The sequence below is a fragment of the Oceanospirillum sediminis genome (genome assembly GCF_014164585.1).
Lineage (GTDB): Bacteria > Pseudomonadota > Gammaproteobacteria > Pseudomonadales > Halomonadaceae > Oceanospirillum > Oceanospirillum sediminis.
Map to the genome: position 1 here is coordinate 12,114 of NZ_JACJFM010000012.1, position 16,953 is coordinate 29,066.

Below are 16,953 nucleotides of genomic sequence, written 5' to 3' on the forward strand. Positions count from 1 at the left end.
ATTAAAGCAGATAATCAGAAATCCAGGGTATAGCTCACGGAGTAGGTACGCCCACGACCTTCAAACGTGACAACGGCCGGATCGGTCAGGCGCGCGTATAGCATCTGTGCTTTCTGACTCCACAGAGTCTGGTACTCTTCATTAAGCAGGTTGCTGATACCAAAATTCAGAGTGCCTGCTGGTAGTTTATAGCTGCCCAGCAGATCAAATACAGCGTAACCATTCAGCTTACGATCAGCATCATCGGTATAGTCTGCAATCTGGGTACCTTGTAGCCGCAGAGCCAGCTTATCCTGCTGCCAGTTGATATTGGCTCCCAGCTTATTTGTACTGGCGTAGTAGGCTTCAATATCCTGCCAGCCGTCATCCGTTTCTTTTTCTGATTTCACCAAATGCAGATTGGCACCAGCAGACCATTGAGTATTAATCTGATATTCCATTGCAGATTCCAGACCGTATACTCGTTTCTCATCATCCACTACCTGAACAGACAGATTACGACTGCTGTTGGTAATGCGTTTATCAGACAGAGAATAATAAGCCGCTACGCGGGTGTTCAGTTTGTCCTGAGCAAAACGCCAGCCCAGTTCAAATGAATCCGTTTTTATAGCGTCCGCTTTATTACTCGCAACATCAATACCGGAAATCAGCTCAGAACCTTCGTAGCTGCCGTAGCCATAATATTTTGCCGGATCAGGAATATCATAGCCCTGGGAGAAATTTGCATAGAACTGATGCGCTGCATTCAGATCATACACGGCTCCTAAGTTAAACAGGGTGGCGTTGTAATCTGCTTCTCCGCCAGGTACGGCATCAGCGTAAGGAAGAAGGCCTGTTGCCACCATATACTGTTGAGTAGTGGCAACGAAATCATCTACTTTGGCATTGGCGTATTCATAACGCACACCGGCATTCAGTGTCAGCTGGTTGGTCAGCTCTGAATTACTCTGTAAAAACAGAGCAGCGGTATCAATCTCAATGCCCGGATATCGCCCCGTACGGATTGTTGGGTGATAAACCAGACCACCACTGTTAGCAGCGGCAGCAAAATCATAATACTGCTGGCTGCTGTCAAAGTTCTCCCGACTCAGATCCAGTCCGTATACCAGTTCAGTTTTATTATCGTTCAGCTGACTGACCATCACCGCTTTTGCGCCATAGACATCCGTTTGCTGATTAGATGCGCTCAGGGTGCTATCTGATCCGGCAATACGTGGGAAAGGGAAGAACTGCATCTCTTCATTGCGGTAATAACCCTGTAAATACAGCGCTTGTCCAGCCAGATCCATATTTGAATACTGCACGTTTAGTAACTGGCGTTCTGTGGATGGCTGATCTGATAACACCAGGCCATTTTCTACGCTAATCTGTGAGGGATCACTGAAACCAGCATAACCCGGACCAAAATAAGCTGATCTATCAGCATCTTGCTCATTAATAAAGTACTGAGCCACCAGCTCCAGGCGCTGTTGACCCGCCAGCTGAATTCCGGCATTGGCCATCAGGTCCATCTGTTTAATATGCTGAGATGAGGTCTGGGTAATATCAGGCAGAACCTGATCACCATCTGGATTGTAGAAGCCTTCGGTCTGACGCAAAGATGCCGATACCCGGTAATCCAGTTGTTCTTTTTGACCCTGAACAGAGGCTGCCAGCTGGCTATCCAGATCATTACTGTCAAAACCACTTTTCAGGCCGGTTTGCAGGCTGAACTGAGTCTCAGCCTGTTGCCCTTTTTTGGTAATGATATTGATGATGCCACCACTGGCACCACCACCATAAATAGCGCTGGCCCCGGCAATCACTTCTATACGGGCAATATTAAATGGGTCTATGGACTCAAACTGTCGGCTGACACTTCGACTGGAGTTCAGCGAAACCCCATCAATCATTACCAGGACAGAGCGGCCCCGCATCAGCTGGCCATAATTAGTCCGTCCCTGACTGCCTCCATCCAGACTCGGAATCAACTGAGCCAGGGCATCCTTAAAGTCCATTCCAGCATTGATTTGCTGTTCAATCTGTTCTGCTTCAATCACCTGAACCGTGGCTGGAATATCTGAGATCTGAGTAGAGGTGCGATTGGCAGTGACCACCAGATTATCCATATCACTGGCTATATTGGTATCAGCGGCAATAGCTGAGGCAGATATCCCCATGACAACCGAGATAGCCAGTAAAGAACGTGGGAATACAGGGATAGAAGCAGAAGAGAGTGAGGGCACGGAGAAACTCCTGTTTTTAAATAGTATTTTTGGTGCGAAAATACTATATTTATAGAGAATCATTATCAATCGTTTTTTTATTTGAAAACTCCCCGGTATACATAAATCACCGATAAAAATAAGATAATCATATGCTTACCAGATAAGATAAGCGCTGTAATGTTGATCACTGTTATGAGTGATATACAATTAGCACCGCCAGAGCATCTGATAACACTCAGAGTGACCAGAGACGGTATCTCTATAAGTGCTTCCCGGACCCGGATATGTCGGAAAAAAAATCACACACCACACCATTACAGAAAAAACTGGCCAGTCAGATTGTGAGCTGGCTGAAGTCGGAACAGATTGCAGCGGGTTTTCGTCTGAAGGAGGCAGAACTGGCCGAACGTTTCGGTGTTTCCCGTACACCTGTTCGCGCTGCCCTGAACTATCTGCAGGAACAGGGTATTGTTTTATCTCTGCCTTACAAGGGATTTGAATTACAGCAAGATGCCATCGGTATCCGTGTCCCCGATCAGTCTGCTGTACCTACTGCAGCACAAGAACAGGTTTATATGGAAATACTGCTGGATCTGTTTTTTAAACAGCCCGATAGCCGTTTTTCTGAACAGGATCTGATTCAGAGTTATCAGATCAGCCGTCCGGTCAGCCAGGCACTGTTACGCCAGCTGGAGCGGGATCACCTGATCAGTAAAGAGCCTGGCTACAAGTGGCAGGTTAATCCGGGGTTAAACAATCTGCAGCATCATTATGAAAGCTATCGTTGTCGTTTGATTATTGAGCCAGCAGCCCTGCTTGAACCCCGATGGCAACTGGATCAGGAGCGAGTGGAAGCGATCCGGCACAGGCATCTTGCGGCTATCCGACAACCTAATCGTGTTTCTGCCTGGGAGCTATTCCAGCTGAGTGCAGATTTTCATGAAGGGTTGATGGGCTGCTCAGGCAATCGTTTCCTGCTTGGGATGATGCAACAACAGAACAGACTGCGTAAGGCAACGGATCTGATTTCAATGTATCTGAAATCATCGGTAGTAAAAGCCTGCCAGCGACGACTGGATATTCTGGATGCTGTGCTGGCAGGAGATAATACCGACGCTGCGGTTCAGCTGAAGGCCTTGCTGGAAAATGATATCCGGGTAATGGAAACCAGCTATCAGCAGTTGTCAGACTGTTCAGCACAACAGCTTAAACAGTGGCTACAGGATAGCTTTAAACCGCGTTGATGCTCCCTTTAGATCATGTGCTGCATAAAGGTGTGAAGAGTAAATAAAGGTATCAGCCGTTTTTTTGCAATACGCGGAATACCACATCGGCGGTAATCTTTAATTCGGTTAATGATTGTGCCTGTTGTTTGCCTTCATAGCTGGCCCGGTACAAATGGGGCGTCATCACCATAAGATCCTGAATCTGCTGAGCATCAAGCGTATCCGGATTGAAGGTCAAACGCTCTTCTTTAACCAGGTGAAATTGCTCTGCTAACGCATCGCTCAGATCCGGCAAAGGGGTTCTGCGCACTTCTGAATAGATCAGTTCCCGTAACTCGATCAGGTGTTCACTTCCGGCCTCTGCCAGAATCACCAGCCCGCCCGGCTTCAGCTTTTCAGCCATACGTTCCAGGTCATAGAAACCAAACATGCAGATAATTATATCCGTTGATTCCGACTGCACCGGAATCTGGGCATTAGTACCTACCATCCAGCTGATATTTTTATTGCGTTTTGCAGCCGCCTGTACTGCCCATTTAGAAATATCCAGACCGATCAGGTTATGTTCTGCTTCTGGTGTCTGCTCATTAAGCATTTGTTCCAGCCGATCCAGGTAATAACCTTCCCCGCAACCCGCATCAATAATACAGCTTCGCTGAGTGGGCTGCAGATGCTTCACCAGCTGGTTCAGGTGTTCAGACACTGGCTGATACAGACCCGCACTAAGAAAGTTCTGCCGCGCGATGATCATCTCTTTACTGTCCCCCGGATCTTTAGAGCGCTTTTTCTGCACGGGGAGTAAATTGACATATCCCTGACGGGCAATATCAAAACTATGGCCTGATTCGCAACGCAGGCTATTGCCTTCCTGCTGCAGTGGTTTCTGGTCCAGTGGGCAAATAAGGTTCTGAGCGGGAATCTGGCGGGCCATGAGGCTTTTTTCCTGTTATCGGTTATGCAGAGCGGTAAGACGCGGTGGAATCTAGGCTTTTCTGTCTTTAACGTCAAGAATATCGCCGATATCTGTAGTATTTCTGCAAAAGCGTGCTAATCTGGCAGCCATATACAAGGCTTTAGCCTTGTTGGCTCTGGACTGATTTTTTTCTGGTGGATGAACTATGACGCGCCTGACCGATAACCTGGATGACAACCACGCTCTGTTTGTTGAAGAGATTCGCTTTAACGGCGAACTGTGGAGCCTTGAGTCTGATGATGGCTGGGTTGTTGTTGACTCAGAAGAGTTTGAAGATACTGATGTGATGCCATTCTGGTCTGATAAAGATGATGCTGAAGCCCATTGTGTTGGCGAGTGGTCTGACTATCAGGTGTCAAAAATTGAGATTGAAGAGTTTGTTCAGGAGTGGCTGCCAGAACTGGATGAAGATGGTGTACTGGTTGGCACCAACTGGAACAGTGAACTGGAAGGTCTGGAAGTTGAACCTAAAAGTCTGGCAGAAAACTTAGCTGGCGCTGATGTTGATTGAGTTTATCCGTCTCTCTTTAAACTAAGAGAAATCAGAACCTGTAAAGCAATAAAAAGGGCTCGCTTTCAATAAGCAGAGCCCTTTGATTATTACGCCGTATTATTCACTGTGAGGCTGCGGATGACAGAATACCTGCACATATTGGAAAACGTGTTGTGACATTCTACAACCTGTTATTCCAGATGACTCATGCTGGCCTGATGAGCTGCATGAATAATCCCTGTGGTTGAATAACCTTCTTCAAAATTAAGCACGCGCACCTCGCCACCATTGGCAATCACAGTATCGGCTCCGGCAATCTCTTCAGGCTTATAATCTCCGCCTTTGACCAGAATGTGAGGGTTCAGGGCGGCAATCAGGCGAGCCGGTGTATCTTCTTCAAATGGCACCACCCAGTCTACGGATGCCAGTCCGGCAAGTACATGCATACGATGAGTCAGGTTATTAATCGGTCGGGTCGGGCCTTTCAGACGGGAAACAGATGCATCGGAGTTTACCGCCACAATCAGCTTATCTCCCAGCTTGCGGGCATGTTCCAGATAGCTGACGTGTCCCGGATGCAGGATATCGAAACAGCCATTGGTAAACACGATACGCTCACCACGTTCACGGGCAATATTTAATCGCTGAATCAGCTCCGCTTCATTCAGAACGCTGTTCTGCTCCAGGCCATAGTAGGTTTCAATGGCCTGATTCAGTTCTGCCAGAGAGACCGTTTCTGTCCCCAGTTTTGAAACCGCAATACCGGCTGCGATATTGGCAATCTCTACTGAGCTTTCCAGTGACAGGCCGCCTGCCAGTCCCGTGGCCAGAGTAGCAATCACCGTATCGCCAGCACCGGTGACATCAAACACAGACTGGGCATTTGCCGCAAAGTAGACCGGGTCCTGTCCCTGCTGGAACAGTGTCATGCCCTTTTCACTGCGCGTGACCAGAAGCGCATCCAGTTCCAGGTGATCCAGTAAACGGAAACCACGCTCGACCACCACTTCTTCACTGTGGCATTCTCCGACAACCGCCTCAAACTCAGACATATTCGGTGTCAGCAGAGTCGCGCCCCGGTATTTCTCAAAATCGGTCCCTTTAGGATCAACCAGAATTTTCTTTCCTGCCTGACGTGCCAGTGCAATCAGCTGTTGTGGTTGCTGAATGGCTCCCTTGGCATAATCCGACAGAATCACGACTTCACAATGGGCAATATCAGTATGCAGAGCGTCGGTCATCTGTTGTGCGATTTCTGCTGGAAAGAATTCTTCCTGATCAAGACGCAGCAGCTGCTGATGACGACTCATAATACGCAGCTTACTGATTGTTGGTTGCTCATCGGCCGCCAGAAAGTGGGTGCTGACTTTCTGCTCTTCCAGTAGCTGTTGCAGTTCCTGAGCTTCATTATCCTGTCCGACCAGACCGGCAACACGAGCTTCAGAATGCAGTGCGGCGATATTGAGTGCAACGTTGGCGGCACCACCGGCACGACTGTCCACATCATTAACTTTTACAACAGGCACCGGGGCTTCAGGAGAGATTCGATTAGTGGAACCGTGCCAGTACTTATCCAGCATAACATCGCCGATTACCAGCACCTGGCGGTCTGTGGGTTTGAACAAATGCATGAAAAAATTTACCTGTCGATTATCCGAAGCAGAATGCAGTCTGTTTTGACTTCTCTGATCCATGTAAAATCCGCTCTGCAGGCAATCTGATAACATCATCAGATCTGCAGAATCGCTCTGCACATCAGAGTATTTCATACCTGAACAAAAGTATTTTGCTGCTCTCCAGTCGTGGGCCGGAGAATGCAGTCACCTTTTGCAGAGATACTTTTGTTCAGGTGCTTAAGCGTTAATTCACCATTTAAGGTACACATCAGGCATGGAAAAAATTCTTATTGCGGGTCCCTCATGGGTTGGAGACATGGTTATGGCACAAAGCCTTTTTATCATGCTCAAACAGCGCTTCCCGGATGCCCGGATTGATGTTCTGGCGCCCGCCTGGTCCAAACCGATTCTGGACCGTATGCCTGAGGTGAACGATTCTATCATACTCCCGACAGGGCATGGTGAATTCCGCTTTAAGGACCGCTGGCAACTGGGTAAATCCCTGCGTCAGACTCAGTACACCCGGACACTGGTACTGCCCCGTTCCTGGAAATCGGCACTGGTGCCTTATGCTGCCAATATTCCACAACGTACTGGCTTTCATGGTGAACAGCGTTTTGTCTTATTAAATGACCGGCGCAAACTGGATAAAAAAATTCTGAATCAAACGGTCAAACGCTTTTTTGCTCTGGGTCTGGAAAAGGTTGCTTACGATACCGCTCTGAACGGCCAGGGCAATCATCTGGATAACCTGCCGGACCCGGCACTGGATGTGAATCAGGATAATCAACAGATCCTGATCGAGAAGTTTGGCTTTGACCGTGAAAAACCAGGTATAGCCCTGATGCCAGGCGCTGAATATGGGCCTGCAAAACAGTGGCCCCTGGAATCATTCCGTTCTCTGGCGGAACAACTGGCAGAAAAAGGCTATCAGGTCTGGATTCTGGGCAGTCCGAAAGAAGCTGTGGCTGGTGATACCATTGCCGCATCCGGGCATCAGGATATCCACAACCTGTGCGGCAAAACCAGCCTGAGTGATGCCGTTGATCTGCTTGCTCTGGCTGAACAGGCCGTCAGTAATGACTCCGGCCTGATGCATGTCGCCGCGGCTGCCGGTACGTTTGTACATGGCATTTATGGTTCATCCTCTGCTGAATTTACTCCGCCGCTGACAGAGAAAAAACAGATTCACAGCCTGAACCTGGAGTGCAGCCCCTGCTTTAAACGCCATTGCCCGCTGAAACACACGGATTGTCTGAATAAGCTGTCGGTTGATTCTGTACTACAGGGCGTTGAAGCTCATTAATTCAGAGAACAGAGCAGAGTTCTCACAATATCATCCGGGCAGATCAAATCTGCCCTGATAGCTCCAGGTACTTTTTCATAACCAGTAAAGAGATCAGACGCTCTCTGTCATGGTTCATAAACTGCTGAAAATGCTGATTGGCGTTATGAATTATCTGTCTGACTTCGTCAGGGTGCTGATTGTAGTATTCCAGCTGTTCTTCCAGGTCTGCCAGCTCATCGGCTAAGCCAATATAGTGAACACCCGGTTCAAGCCTGCCTTCCATAAACCAGGTTTCGTATTTGGGCTGGCTCATCATCGCCACTGAACCCGAGGCCATAATCCATTTCAGATTCGTAGCCACATCGTTGCCTTCAATACTGATGATATATTTATATTTCAGCTGATCTCTGATTCCCATAAAGGCTTTAAGGCCTGGGATATCCGGTTTTTTAGTGTCCACATGACCGACATCACACAGCGGGTGATCGTGAAAACGCGTGACAAATGTCTGACGCCATTGCTTATAGATCTTGCCTCGCCAGACCGCTCTGTCAGCTTTCTGTTCAAATGCCAGCTCATCCTTTAGATGGTAATAATGACGCACACTATTCAGCTTCAGTAGCACTGAGTTAGCATTATCCGGCACATTATTACGTGCTATCGGCCGGCTTTTCAGGAAGTGAGGTTGTTCCGGTACTTCTACGATATCGCCAAACATAGGGCTGAAACGAATATCATCCGGGAAATAACGTACCACCCTGCGCATATCGTAGTAGTAAGCTTTACTTTTTGCGCTGGAAAAGTCGCTTTTACGTACAGCATCATCCGGCAGGGAAAAAGGCTGACTGAGTCTGTTGTAATAGTTCACCCGATCCAGAATATAATCGCTTTCCTCTGGCTTAAGGTCATTCAGAATATCCGGCAGTTGTCTGGCAAACAGCTGATCCGGGCAGGCGTCCTGCAATAATCCTGTCAGATAAAAACTGATTTTATTTTTTTGTCGGTCAAAACGATCTGTGAACTTAGCCATTAATCCACTCAGTCTTTTATTCAGAAAGTGGGTATCAGTTACCTGATAGCCTGTTACGCCCGTATTGTTTATCGATACAGAGCAGAGCCAATAACACCAGAGTTTCTCTTTTCACTTTGCCGGTACAAAGCCCACAGCATTGCCGCAACAAAAGGGAAGAAAATAGCGCCACTATTATGATTGAAAAATACCTGAGTCAGGCCAAAGTCGATGTAACACAACACCAGTAAGACCCCTGCAGTGGCATAGGCGCGAGACTCGGGTGGGCCATTTTTACCGGATGAAAACAGGCGGGCAATGCCCAGATAAAGCAGCAGTAAGCCAGCCAGCCCAATCACACCGCGCATCACCAGGGCATTAATAAATTCATTATGCAGATGATCATAAGGCTCAATGGCCGGATTGATTTGCTGATCCTCGATCAATTGCTGTTTGCGCTCATGGTAGCCATTTTCGCCCCAGCCAAACAGAGGTCTTTCCGGAACAATCTGCCAGGCCCCTTTCCACATTTCCAGTCTTAACCCTACGGAAGAGTTGGGATTATTATCCTCAAAGTAGAGCTGAAGATCCTGAGACACATGATTTACACGTTGCTTAACTCCAGTGGATGGAATCATCCAGGCCAGAATAAACAAGGCTATGACAGATACGATTGCTCCATACATGAGTTTCTTACCAAACTGCCCTGCGTAAGCCTGGTACAGCACCAGCAGAATAAAGGGGATACCAATCCAGCCACCCCGGCTACCGGAGAACAGGGAGGTCATAGCGCCCATAATCACACCGGCAATTAATAGCAGTGTCCAGATGCCCCGTAGCTTTTGTTGCCAGGCCCAGGAGATACCGGCAGCACAGAGCACCCCCATCAGCATCCCAATATTGCCGAACTGAATGGTATGGGTGAAGCCGCTGGCTCTGAGAACGCCCTGGTTGATTTTCTGATCGAATGCCCAGATACCTGCCATAATGGCTCCAAAGGCCAGTCCCCCCCAGAAAAAGCCAGCAATTGGCGGGTAGCGCAGCAGGAAGAGCAACGCCGGAATGACCAGCAGGAAGCGTGAAGGCCGGTCCAGCTCCCTGACAGGCATATCATGCAGTACGACATCCGCCAGCAGAATCAGGAAGTAAAAGCCCAGTAATGCGATCAGGCTCAGATCTCTGGCATCCAGTCGTAAACGATGGATTCGGGGCAAGAGTGTCAGCCCGCTCAGAAAGAGTACTGCAGCACCGTAGGAATAACCGCTTTTTGTCACCAGAGCCAGTGACAGGAAAACAAACACAGATACAGAGGAGATATGACAGCCTAATCGGTTCAGCAAAACAATGCCCTATGGGGTAAGTCAGATGATGGACAAAAGTCAGTGATAATCAGCAGGTAAAGGCCCTTTTACCTGCTTCAGTTTTTGTCCCGGTAATAGCGTTTGATATTTTTCCAGAACACACCATTGGCGTTGGAAACCGAAATTACCAGTCCGGGCCAGCCATCCAGAATGCCCAGTTTCAGTATATAGGTGCGGAAAAAAGCAAACATGGCTTTCAGTAAGGTCACTGCAGGGTGATGCTTTTTCTTCATCGTTGCCGCGCGAATATCGGAGTAACGATTCACTTTGGTCAGAAACTGATTAAGCTCTGTCACTGCAGCATGATTGATTGGCGCTTTCAGACGAACCTTCTTACTGTCTGCAGGTACAGTGATGTTTTCATGTACCATAGCATCATTAAAATTGCAGTGTTGACGGTTAAATAATCGGATCAGCCAGTCATTGCCCCAGCCGGAATAGCGTACTTTTTGTCCCAGAAAAAAATTATTTCTCAGGACATAAGCAAGGGTGTCGGCAGAATGTTGAGTTGTCCAGTGCTTCAGCTCATCCTGCAACTCCGGAGTCAGGGTTTCATCAGCGTCCAGCGATAATACCCAGTCGTTGCTGGCCAGATTAACCGCATGCTGTTTGGTGGGACCAAAGCCCATAAATTCACCCTGCTCCAGGCGGACATTGGGCGTTTCCCGCAACAACTCCAGAGTGCCATCATCAGAACCATTGTCATAAACCAGCACTTCCTCAAAATCTTTCAGAGAGGCCAGAGTATCTTTCAGGGTGGGTAACGCATTTTTAGTAATGATTACAGCTGAGATATCTTTTATCATAATTTGCCACGTTAACCCGCTGATAATGAAGCCATATTCTTAATCAGATCGTGGATGATCAGATACTGATTTGCTAGCGATGAAAGCCATCCGGTGTCGAATTTTGTTGGGTTATCACCAGCACGTCAAGTTTAAAACTGCAATCACTGTCAGGAGTTCCCATTGAAAGTCTTACACGTCAATCTGGCCCGAGGTTTCCGCGGCGGTGAGCGCCAGACAGAGTTGTTGATCAGGGCATTATCGGATCTGGATATTCAGCAGGTACTGGCTTGTCGCCCGGATTCCCCTTTGCGTGATCGCCTGCAGGATACATCAGGGCTGAGCTTCTGTGATGCTGCCGGGCAGTTGTCAGGGCACAGCCTGAAAGCTCAGGCGGACATCGTCCATGCTCACGAAGCCAAAGGCGTCCACTGGGCCTGGCTGGAACATCAGCTGAATAAAACGCCTTATATTCTGACCCGTCGGGTCGATACTCCGGTTAAAACCAAATGGTTTAACCGCAAATCCTATTCTGCTGCTGCACGCAATGTGGCTATCTCCAATCTGATTGCCGATCATCTGAAACAGAGAAACTGGTCCAGAGTGGAGCTGGTGCCCAGTGTTATGGCTCGTATGAGCGCTGATGCCAGTGTAACTGAGGCTTTCAGAGCTGAATTTGCAGATAAGTTTATCCTGGGTCATATCGGTGCTTTGGTAGACAAGCACAAAGGCCAGCGTATCCTGATCGAGGCGGCAGGAAGGCTGAAGCAGTCACATCCTCAGATTCAGATCCTGTTTTTTGGTAAAGGTGAGGATGAAGCAGCATTAAAAGCAGAATCTGCCGAGCTGGATAATATCAGCTGGATGGGATTTAAAAGTAATATTGGTGATTATATTCCTGGTCTGGATCTGTTTGCTTTTCCATCCCGAAATGAAGGTCTGGGTTCAACCCTGTTCGATGTTATGAACGCCGGTGTGCCTATCGTGGCGGCCAGAGCTGGAGGGATTCCGGATATTATTCATCATGAAAAAACCGGTCTGCTGGTGCCGGCAGAAAATGCAGAGGCTTTATACGATGGTATTGTACGTCTGTATGAATCGGAAGAGCTGCGTCAGCAACTGGTTGCCGGAGCCCATAAACATCTGGTGAACTACACACCGGAAGTGATGGCTCAGTCTTATCTGAAGATCTACCAGGAGATTCTCAGTGAGCGTTAACGCCTGAAACGGATGATTGTTGTTGCACTTCACAACCACTGAATAAAGAAAGGCCTGCACACCGGCAGGCCTTTGTCTTTCATTAAACAATAGAACCACTATTCAAATGAGTGATCCTTAACGCTCAATCAGCATTGCGATACCCTGACCGCCGCCGATACACAGGCTGATCACCGCATAGCGGCCCTGAACACGCTCCAGTTCATACAGTGCTTTAACCGTGATAATCGCGCCGGTTGCACCAACCGGGTGTCCCAGAGAAATACCGCTGCCATTCACGTTCAGCTTCTCTTCCGGTAAACCCAGATCTTTAGCCACAGCCAGTGCCTGGGCTGCAAAGGCTTCATTCACTTCCCATACGTCAATATCTGCAACGGATAGCTGATGGGTTTCCAGCAGTTCACGGATAGCCGGTACCGGACCGATGCCCATAAACTTAGGTTCAACAGCTGCAAAGCTATAACCCACCAGTTTAGCCATAGGCGTCAGTCCCAGACGCTGAGCTTCATCCGCAGACATCATAGTCACCGCGGCAGCTGCATCATTCAGACCGGATGCATTACCGGCAGTCACTGAACCGTCTTTCTTAAATACCGGACGCAATCTGGCCATGTCTTCTGGCTGGCACCCCTGACGCACATGCTCATCTGTGGTGAACTCTGTTGTCCCTTTACGGCTTTTCAGTTCGACCGGCATGATCTGACTGGCAAAACGGCCTTCACTGGTCGCCTGTTCTGCTCGCTGATGGCTCAGAGCCGCCAGACGATCCTGCTCTTCACGGCTGATCCCCCATTCCTGAGCCACATTCTCAGCGGTAACACCCATATGGTAGTTTTCCATCGGGCAGGTCAGTGCACCTGTCATGGAATCGATCATCTGGCCATCACCCATACGCTGACCAAAACGAGCCGTTGGCAGCCAGTACTGTGCACGGCTCATCGATTCTGCGCCACCAGCTACCGCTGACTTACAGACACCCAGCTGGATCTGCTGTGCAGCCGTTACAATCGCCTGCAGGCCACTGCCGCACAGACGGTTGACTGTCAGCGCCGGGGTATCTACCGGCAGACCTGCTTCAAGGGTCGCAACGCGACTGATATACATATCCCGACGATCAGTGTGCAGTACGTTACCAAAGACGACATGCCCTACCTGTTCAGGCTGAATGTTCGCACGTTTCACCGCTTCTGCGGTTACTGATGCCGCCAGAGTCGTTGCAGGAACATCTTTCAGGCTGCCACCAAAATCACCGATGGCCGTGCGTACTCCACTCAGAAAAACGACTTCATGTGTCATCATTGCTCTCCACGATAGCAGGGGTGAACCTGCAGAATTTAAAGCGGAACCTGTGCCCGGTCCCCGCTGAAATAATGGCTTACCAGTCTGTGCCTGACCGGTTGCCGGATATAAAACGGCCGATACCCTGACTCAGCTATACCAGCTGCTTTCACTGGCTGACAGAATCAATATGCGCCTGTGGATATTCAGCTTTATTGTGTCTCTGGTAATTGACCGGTACGTGTCAGGTACCAGCCATGACCGGCCAGCACCTGTCTCTCTGCAGATCAGGCTGACAGAGCGGCTCTGATCTCTTTTTTATTGATCTTACCAACAGATGTTTTCGGAATATCGTCCACCATCTGCATCTGTTCCGGAATAGCCCACTTGGATATATGGCCATTATCCACATACTGCTGCAGATGTTGTTGCAGCTCAGCCGCTTCCAGCTCTGCTGTTTTAGGTACCACCATCGCAAACGGACGTTCGCCCCATTTGTCGTCCGGTATACCGACAACCGCTACCGCAGCCACTGCCGGATGCTGACTGATCAGATTTTCCAGTTCAATCGATGAGATCCACTCACCGCCGGTTTTGATCACGTCTTTGATACGGTCTTTAATCTCAACAAAACCGTTTTCATGAACAGAGGCGACATCACCTGTGTGTAGACGACCACCTTCCCACAGCTCTTCCTGTTTCTCGGGCTCTTTAGCGTAACCCATAGTCAGCCACGGTGCCTGTACGGTAATTTCACCCACTGCACTGCCATCATGAGGTGCCAGTGCACCATCCGGTTCAGTAATGGTCAGATCCACCAGGTTGGCCGGAACACCGGTCAGAATACGATACTTCAGCTGTTGCTCAACCGGCAGAGAACGAATTTCCTTATTCAGATGAGCAATAGTCAGCAGAGGGCAGGTTTCCGACATGCCGTAGGCCGTATAGATATCAATGCCCTTCTCTGTAGCTGTCTGGGCCAGTCCCATCGGCAGAGCACTCCCTCCAATCAGTACTTTCCAGTCGTTGAACTGAGTCTTCTGTCCTGATTCGCAGGCCAGCAGCATTTGCAGAATAGTTGGTACACAATGAGATATGGTGACCTGATAATCGTTAATCAGCTCAACCAGTTTGTCCGGCTCATAACGTCCCGGATAGATTTGAGTACAGTTCAACATTACTGCCGCATAAGGTACACCCCAGGCATGTACGTGGAACATCGGAGTGATTGGCATATACACTGAATCAGAACGCAGTAATGGCAGGCCGTCATAACTGCCCAGCTGCCCAACCATATTCAGGGTATGTAATGTCAGCTGACGATGGCTGAAAAACACCCCTTTCGGATTACCGGTTGTACCTGTGGTATAGAAGGTGGTCGCGATACTGTTCTCATCGAAATCCGGGAAATTGCAAACTTTGTCCTGTACGGCCAGCAGCTTTTCGTATTCACCGATAAAATCGACGTCTGAGGTAGACTCTGCACCGGTATCACTCAGGCGAATATAGCCGTCTACAGTGGTCAGATGTCCCTTAACCTGCTCAACCAGAGGAACAAAGTCATCATGAACCAGCACCAGCTTATCTTCGGCGTGATTCATGGTGTAAACGATCTGTTCCGGCGACAGACGGATATTCACATGGTGTAATACCGCACCCAGCATAGGCACCGCAAAGTAACACTCCAGATAACGGTGACTGTCCCAGTCCATAACAGCAACGGTATCACCGGCTTCAACACCAGCCGCTTTCAGTGCATTAGCCAGCTGTTGAACCCGCTCACGAAATTCCTGATAGCTGAAGCTTTTATCGCCTCGATAGACGATTTTATTGTCCGGTTCAAAACGACCAGCAGAAGAGAAAATTTGTTTAATTAACAGAGGGTAGGATTGTGCGGACTCGGCCGCAGGCATCAATTTGACAGGCATTGTGCATCTCCATTGTTGTTATTGTAACGGTGCATCTTAATCGTGCATCACTGCTCTGATGGAGCGGCATCGTGTGCCGCCTGTTACGCAAAGGTCATCTGGCGTACAGTCTCTCAGAGCAAAAAAACAACCCCGGCAAGGGCATCAGACAATCTGACTGCACCGATTGTTGTCCTGTATGAGGATATTCAGCAAGAGCATGGCACGTAAAGACAATTGAAAGGCGTGCAACGAGAAATTTATCCGATCATAATGGTTATTTATATATCAGAAACAGATCATGACAGCAGGTATGAATAGCTTTCAGCAATGCTTCAGACTGCTCAGAGGAAAAAGATGCCACTGACATTTCAACCCTGTGTAATGGGCAGTTGGGCCGTCGTTATTAGCCGGGCATTAAATTACTATCAGATTGACGGACCTGAGCTTTTGTCACGGGTTGATATAGATCCTGCTATTGCTAATCAGCTGGATACCCGATACCGGCTGAGCCGGATTGATCGTTTGTGGCGATTGGCCAGAAATCTGACCGGAGATGAAGCTATAGGACTGACGGTAGCTCGTTATATGCGCCCTACATCCTGGCATGCTCTGGGGTTTGCTATCTGGGCCAGCGATACTCTGATGGATTGCTTTCAGCGCCTGGCGGATAATCTGAGAATGTTTGCTGATCACGGTGAAATGATACTGACAGTGCGAGGAGGCGAGGTCGAGATTGATCATGGCATTCGTCAGGATCTGGCAGATATTACTCTGGCCCCCGAGCAGGTGGATGCTTTTATCGGTACCTGCGTGTTAACCGCACGTCACATATATAGCCCGGATTTTTCTCCGGAAGAAGTCTGGTTAAGCCGTCCCCAGCCAGAAGACCCGACGCCCTGGCAGCGTTTGTTTAAATGTCCCGTCTATTTTAATGCCCGCCGGGATAGAATCCTGTTCAGCACCCGTGCCATGTCTCAGCCGCTGTTAACTGCCAGTCCTGAGCTGGCAGCACAGAATGATGCTCTGGTTGCTGACTACCTCGCTCGACTGGACCGGAGCGATCTGGTGACTCGCCTGCAATCATTGCTGGTGCAGCATGAACCCATTGGCCACATGAATATTCGGGATGTAGCCGGTCATCTGAATCTGAGTCAGCGTACTCTGCAGCGGCGTTTACAGGAAAAACAACTCTGCTATAAACAAGTGGTCGATGAAGTCCGCCAGCAACAGGCTCTGCACTGGTTACGACTGGACTATCTGAGTATCAGTGAAGTGGGGTATCGTCTGGGGTTCTCGAATGGCGCTAATTTTACCAGGGCATTTAAACGCTGGTATGGTGAACCCCCGGCCAGGGCCCGACGGTCTGTTAAACTGCTTTCGACAGGCTGATTCACAGTGGTGATTCAGCAAACAAAATACTGCTCGCTATCAGAGGATTCGCCACAGGAGACATTGATGTTGTCACATAGGGTGGCAGCGACTGGTTGGTCATTTTATTGTTTTTTTACAAAATTTTTCATGAGTAAAAAATCCATATGTAACAAAGGGATAATACTTCTGTATTAGTATCGACCTGAGTCATGACGCAA

At 48.8% G+C, this 16,953-nt stretch carries 13 protein-coding genes; 5 read left to right on the plus strand and 8 right to left on the minus strand.

Translation table 11 applies throughout. The features are described 5' to 3' along the window. Positions 1-14 precede the first annotated feature (14 nt). Positions 15-2,225, minus strand: a complete 2,211-nt coding sequence (locus H4O21_RS10855) for a TonB-dependent receptor (RefSeq protein ID WP_182808896.1) — start codon at positions 2,223-2,225, stop codon at positions 15-17. A 266-nt stretch (positions 2,226-2,491) separates the two neighbouring features. Here H4O21_RS10855 and H4O21_RS10860 point away from each other — a divergent pair, with 266 nt between their 5' ends. After that, positions 2,492-3,451 (plus strand): GntR family transcriptional regulator, encoded by a 960-nt coding sequence (locus H4O21_RS10860; RefSeq protein ID WP_182808897.1) that lies wholly within the window; start codon positions 2,492-2,494, stop codon positions 3,449-3,451. A gap of 52 nt (positions 3,452-3,503) precedes the next feature. Here the strand turns inward: H4O21_RS10860 and H4O21_RS10865 are convergent, their stop codons facing one another. Then, the gene (locus H4O21_RS10865) at positions 3,504-4,364 is read right to left on the minus strand and encodes a putative RNA methyltransferase (protein ID WP_182808898.1); all 861 of its coding nucleotides are present in this window, start codon (positions 4,362-4,364) and stop codon (positions 3,504-3,506) included. Positions 4,365-4,551: 187 nt separating this feature from the next. On the opposite strand from H4O21_RS10865, the gene H4O21_RS10870 reads away from it, so the two are divergent. Continuing rightward, a complete protein-coding gene (locus tag H4O21_RS10870) occupies positions 4,552-4,917 on the plus strand; it encodes a DUF2750 domain-containing protein (RefSeq protein ID WP_182808899.1) in 366 nt (121 codons plus the stop codon). A gap of 173 nt (positions 4,918-5,090) precedes the next feature. On the opposite strand, the gene hldE is transcribed toward H4O21_RS10870, so the two are convergent. Next, positions 5,091-6,530: a bifunctional D-glycero-beta-D-manno-heptose-7-phosphate kinase/D-glycero-beta-D-manno-heptose 1-phosphate adenylyltransferase HldE gene (gene hldE / locus H4O21_RS10875; protein ID WP_182808900.1), complete on the minus strand. Its 1,440-nt coding sequence runs from the start codon at positions 6,528-6,530 to the stop codon at positions 5,091-5,093. 259 nt (positions 6,531-6,789) lie between these two features. On the opposite strand from hldE, the gene waaF reads away from it, so the two are divergent. After that, a complete protein-coding gene (gene waaF / locus H4O21_RS10880; RefSeq protein WP_182808901.1) occupies positions 6,790-7,821 on the plus strand; it encodes a lipopolysaccharide heptosyltransferase II in 1,032 nt (343 codons plus the stop codon). A 43-nt stretch (positions 7,822-7,864) separates the two neighbouring features. On the opposite strand, the gene H4O21_RS10885 is transcribed toward waaF, so the two are convergent. The 3 genes from H4O21_RS10885 to H4O21_RS10895 all read right to left on the minus strand — a co-directional run bounded on the left by H4O21_RS10885 (position 7,865) and on the right by H4O21_RS10895 (position 10,979). Further along, positions 7,865-8,833 (minus strand): glycosyl transferase family 90, encoded by a 969-nt coding sequence (locus H4O21_RS10885; RefSeq protein WP_182808902.1) that lies wholly within the window; start codon positions 8,831-8,833, stop codon positions 7,865-7,867. Between the two features lie 68 nt (positions 8,834-8,901). Then, positions 8,902-10,152, minus strand: a complete 1,251-nt coding sequence (locus H4O21_RS10890) for an O-antigen ligase family protein (protein ID WP_182808903.1) — start codon at positions 10,150-10,152, stop codon at positions 8,902-8,904. A 77-nt stretch (positions 10,153-10,229) separates the two neighbouring features. Then, complete coding sequence (locus tag H4O21_RS10895; RefSeq protein WP_182808904.1) at positions 10,230-10,979, minus strand: glycosyltransferase family 2 protein; 750 nt, start codon at positions 10,977-10,979, stop codon at positions 10,230-10,232. 162 nt (positions 10,980-11,141) lie between these two features. Between H4O21_RS10895 and H4O21_RS10900 the strand changes: the two genes are divergently transcribed. Continuing rightward, positions 11,142-12,176, plus strand: a complete 1,035-nt coding sequence (locus tag H4O21_RS10900; RefSeq protein ID WP_182808905.1) for a glycosyltransferase family 4 protein — start codon at positions 11,142-11,144, stop codon at positions 12,174-12,176. A 117-nt stretch (positions 12,177-12,293) separates the two neighbouring features. On the opposite strand, the gene bktB is transcribed toward H4O21_RS10900, so the two are convergent. Both bktB and H4O21_RS10910 read right to left on the minus strand, forming a co-directional pair. Then, positions 12,294-13,475 carry a beta-ketothiolase BktB gene (gene bktB / locus H4O21_RS10905; RefSeq protein ID WP_182808906.1) on the minus strand — a complete coding sequence of 394 codons (1,182 nt, stop codon included), beginning with the start codon at positions 13,473-13,475 and terminating at the stop codon, positions 12,294-12,296. Positions 13,476-13,741: 266 nt separating this feature from the next. Then, on the minus strand, positions 13,742-15,382 hold the full coding sequence (locus H4O21_RS10910; protein ID WP_220495618.1) for a fatty acid--CoA ligase: 1,641 nt from the start codon (positions 15,380-15,382) through the stop codon (positions 13,742-13,744). A gap of 336 nt (positions 15,383-15,718) precedes the next feature. On the opposite strand from H4O21_RS10910, the gene H4O21_RS10915 reads away from it, so the two are divergent. Continuing rightward, positions 15,719-16,753, plus strand: coding sequence for an AraC family transcriptional regulator (locus H4O21_RS10915; protein ID WP_182808907.1), 1,035 nt, complete (start codon positions 15,719-15,721; stop codon positions 16,751-16,753). The last annotated feature ends 200 nt before the right edge of the window (positions 16,754-16,953 follow it).